The organism is Streptomyces anandii JCM 4720, from assembly GCF_014650655.1.
GTDB classification, from domain to species: Bacteria; Actinomycetota; Actinomycetes; order Streptomycetales; family Streptomycetaceae; genus Streptomyces; species Streptomyces anandii.
Genome location: NZ_BMVJ01000030.1, coordinates 49,395 through 52,986 on the forward strand (window position 1 = coordinate 49,395; position 3,592 = coordinate 52,986).

General features: G+C 69.1%; 1 protein-coding gene, 3 tRNA genes and 1 pseudogene. All 5 read right to left on the reverse strand.

Annotated elements, in window-relative coordinates:
* Positions 1-2,608, reverse strand: a 2,608-nt coding sequence (hrpA, locus tag IE249_RS39200) for an ATP-dependent RNA helicase HrpA (RefSeq protein WP_229859757.1), incomplete at its 3' end; no start/stop codon positions are given.
* 161 nt (positions 2,609-2,769) lie between these two features.
* A tRNA-Phe gene (locus IE249_RS32575) sits at positions 2,770-2,843 on the reverse strand.
* Positions 2,844-2,867: 24 nt separating this feature from the next.
* A tRNA-Asp gene (locus tag IE249_RS32580) sits at positions 2,868-2,942 on the reverse strand.
* 37 nt (positions 2,943-2,979) lie between these two features.
* Positions 2,980-3,052, reverse strand: a tRNA-Glu gene (locus tag IE249_RS32585).
* Between the two features lie 80 nt (positions 3,053-3,132).
* A pseudogene (locus tag IE249_RS39205) lies at positions 3,133-3,592 on the reverse strand (hypothetical protein); the annotation flags it as partial.

A 3,592-nucleotide genomic window follows, 5' to 3' on the forward strand; every position in this document is an offset into this window, starting at 1 on the left:
AGTCGGGATAGTCGGCCTTGGTGACCGCCTCCGCCGACTCCCGGATCAGCATCTCCCGCTCGAAGTCCAGGAAGTCCGGCTGCTCCTGCCGCTTGCGCTTCCACCAGGAGTCGAAGTGCGCGCCGGAGACGACGTGTTCGGGCACCCGCTGGTCGTAGAAGTCGAACAGCGTCTCGTCGTCGACGACGATGTCCCGCCGCCGGGCCCGGTGCTCCAGCTCCTCGACCTCGCTGAGCAGCTTGCGGTTGTCGGCGAAGAACTTGTGGTGCGTACGCCAGTCGCCCTCGACCAGCGCGTTGCGAATGAAAAGCTCGCGGCTGACCTCAGGGTCGATCCGCCCGTAGTTCACCTTGCGCTGGGCGACGATCGGCACGCCGTAGAGCGTCACCTTCTCGTACGCCATCACCGCCGCCTGGTCCTTCTCCCAGTGCGGTTCGCTGTACGTGCGCTTGAGCAGATGGCCGGCGAGCGGCTCGACCCACTCGGGCTCGATCCTCGCGTTGACCCGGGCCCACAGCCGGGAGGTCTCGACGAGCTCGGCCGACATCACGAACCTCGGGGGCTTCCTGAACAGCGCCGAGCCGGGGAAGATCGCGAACTTGGCGTTGCGGGCGCCCAGGTACTCGCCCCGGCCGCCGTCCTTGCGGGCGCCCGGAGCCGAGTCCTTGGAGTCCTTGGACTCCTTCACGTCCTTCATGCCGATGTGCGACAGGAGGCCGGCGAGGAGGGAGACGTGAACGCGGTCGGCGGGGGCGTCCTGGTCGTTGAGGTGGATGCCCATCTGCTTGGCGACCGTGCGCAGCTGGGTGTAGATGTCCTGCCATTCGCGAATGCGCAGGAAGTTGAGGAACTCCTGCTTGCACATGCGGCGGAAGGACGACGAGCCCCGCTCCTTCTGCTGCTCGCGCACATAGCGCCAGAGGTTGAGGAAGGCGAGGAAGTCGCTCGTCTCGTCGCGGAATCGGGCGTGCTGCTGGTCGGCCTGGGCCTGCTTGTCTGCGGGGCGTTCGCGCGGGTCCTGGATGGACAGCGCGGCGGCGATCACCATGACCTCGCGCACACAGCCGTTGCGGTCCGCCTCCAGGACCATGCGGGCCAGACGGGGGTCGACGGGCAGCTGGGCCAGCTTGCGGCCGGTCTGGGTGAGCCGCTTGCGCGGGTCCTTCTGGGCCGGGTCGAGCGCGCCCAGTTCCTGGAGCAGCTGCACGCCGTCGCGGATGTTGCGGTGGTCCGGCGGATCGATGAACGGGAACTTCTCGATCTCGCCGAGCCCCGCCGCGGTCATCTGCAGGATGACGGAAGCGAGGTTGGTGCGCAGGATCTCGGCGTCGGTGAACTCCGGCCGGGACAGGAAGTCGTCCTCGGAGTACAGCCGTACGCAGATGCCGTCCGAGGTGCGCCCGCAGCGGCCCTTGCGCTGGTTGGCGCTGGCCTGCGAGACCGGCTCGATGGGCAGGCGCTGCACCTTGGTGCGGTGGCTGTAGCGGGAGATACGGGCGAAGCCGGGGTCGATGACGTACTTGATGCCGGGCACCGTGAGCGAGGTCTCGGCGACGTTGGTCGCCAGAACGATCCTGCGGCCGGTGTGCGGCTGGAAGACGCGGTGCTGCTCGGCGTGGGACAGCCGGGCGTACAGCGGCAGCACCTCGGTGAAGCGGTACTGCTTCTTGTTGAGCGCGTCGGCGGTGTCGCGGATCTCCCGCTCACCGGAGAGGAACACCAGGATGTCCCCGGACCCCTCGCCCATCAGCTCCTCGACGGCGTCGGTGATAGCCGTGATCTGGTCCCGGTCGGCGTCGTCGCCGTCCTCCTCCAGCAGCGGCCGGTAGCGCACCTCCACCGGATACGTCCGCCCGCTGACCTCGATGATCGGGGCGTCGCCGAAGTGGCGCGAGAACCGCTCGGGGTCGATGGTGGCCGAGGTGATGACGACCTTGAGGTCCGGCCGCTTGGGCAGCAGCTGCGCCAGGTACCCCAGCAGGAAGTCGATGTTGAGCGACCGCTCGTGGGCCTCGTCGATGATGATCGTGTCGTAGGCACGCAGCTCGCGGTCGGTCTGGATCTCCGCGAGCAGGATGCCGTCCGTCATCAGCTTGATGAAGGTCGCGTCCGGGTCCACCTGGTCGGTGAACCGCACCTTCCAGCCGACCGCCTCGCCGAGCGGTGTGTTCAGCTCCTCGGCCACGCGTTCGGCGACCGTGCGGGCGGCGATCCGGCGGGGCTGGGTGTGCCCGATCATGCCGCGCACACCCCGGCCCAGTTCCATGCAGATCTTCGGGATCTGCGTGGTCTTGCCGGAACCGGTCTCACCGGCCACGATCACGACCTGGTGATCGCGGATGGCCTCCGCGATCTCCGCCTTCTTCTGGCTGACCGGCAACTGCTCGGGGTAGCTGACGGCGGGTACGCGCGAGCGGCGGCCGGCCATGCGCTCCTCGGCCCTGCCGACCTCGCCCTCGATCTCGGCGAGCACGGCGGCACGCGCCTCCGCCTTGCGGATCTTGCGCGCGCCTTCGAGCCTGCGACCGAGCCGGTGCGCGTCGCGCAGCGACAACTCGTCCAGGCGAGCGGCGAGGGGGCCCAGAGCGGGGGCGGGATGCGTAGACATATGCGACCCAGGATCTCACCTCGGGGAAAACGCAGGCGAATGATTTGCTCCGCGGCGCCCGCGAGGCCCGCGGTGGCCGTGAGGTCCGCGGGGCGGCCTCGGGGGAGGCGGGCACGGCGGACATGCAAAAGGCCCCGATCCGGAGATCGGGGCCTTGGCGGTGGCTGGGGCCGGGGTCGAACCGGCGACCTTCCGCTTTTCAGGCGGACGCTCGTACCAACTGAGCTACCCAGCCACGAGGTTTCACGTGAAACCTCAGCGGTCCTGACGGGATTTGAACCCGCGGCCTCCACCTTGACAGGGTGGCGAGCACTCCAAACTGCTCCACAGGACCAAGCGCTGCGTACGACAGTGTCGCACACGGTCTTGCGTGCCCCCAACGGGATTCGAACCCGTGCTACCGCCTTGAAAGGGCGGCGTCCTAGGCCGCTAGACGATGAGGGCTATCGGCCCGCCTGGGCGCTTCTCAGCGCGTCGGGGACGTGAGAAGCATATGGGATGGCGGGGGGTATCGCCAAAACCGTTTACGGCCTGGAGGGGGAGGCCGATGAGGGGGCCGGGGTGGCGCCCGGCTGGTTGTCCTTGGGCAGGTGGCGGCTGACCTCCGCCGTCGTCAGGCCCAGGCCGCCCAGTTTGATCTCGTCCCAGGCCTGGAGGCGCCGGCTGTCCCGGTCGAAGTAGAGGATCGAGGCCTCTATGGGGGCCGGGTACTGGTGCTCGACGGCGCGCAGGCCGCTGCCGCCCGTGGAGCCCTCCATGCGCAGGCGGGTGCCGTACTTGAGGATCTTCATGTCCTCGTGGTGCAGGTGACCGCACAGGACGAGCGGGACGGTGCCGTCGGTCTCGCGCGCCGCCGCCGGTTCGTGGGTGACGGCGATGTCGACGGGGGTGCCCTGGGTCCGCTGCTCGCGCAGGGCGGAGGCGAGACGGGTGCCGGCCATCTGCTCCGCCGCGTCGCCGCCGGGCGTGAGCGAGCGGTCGGGG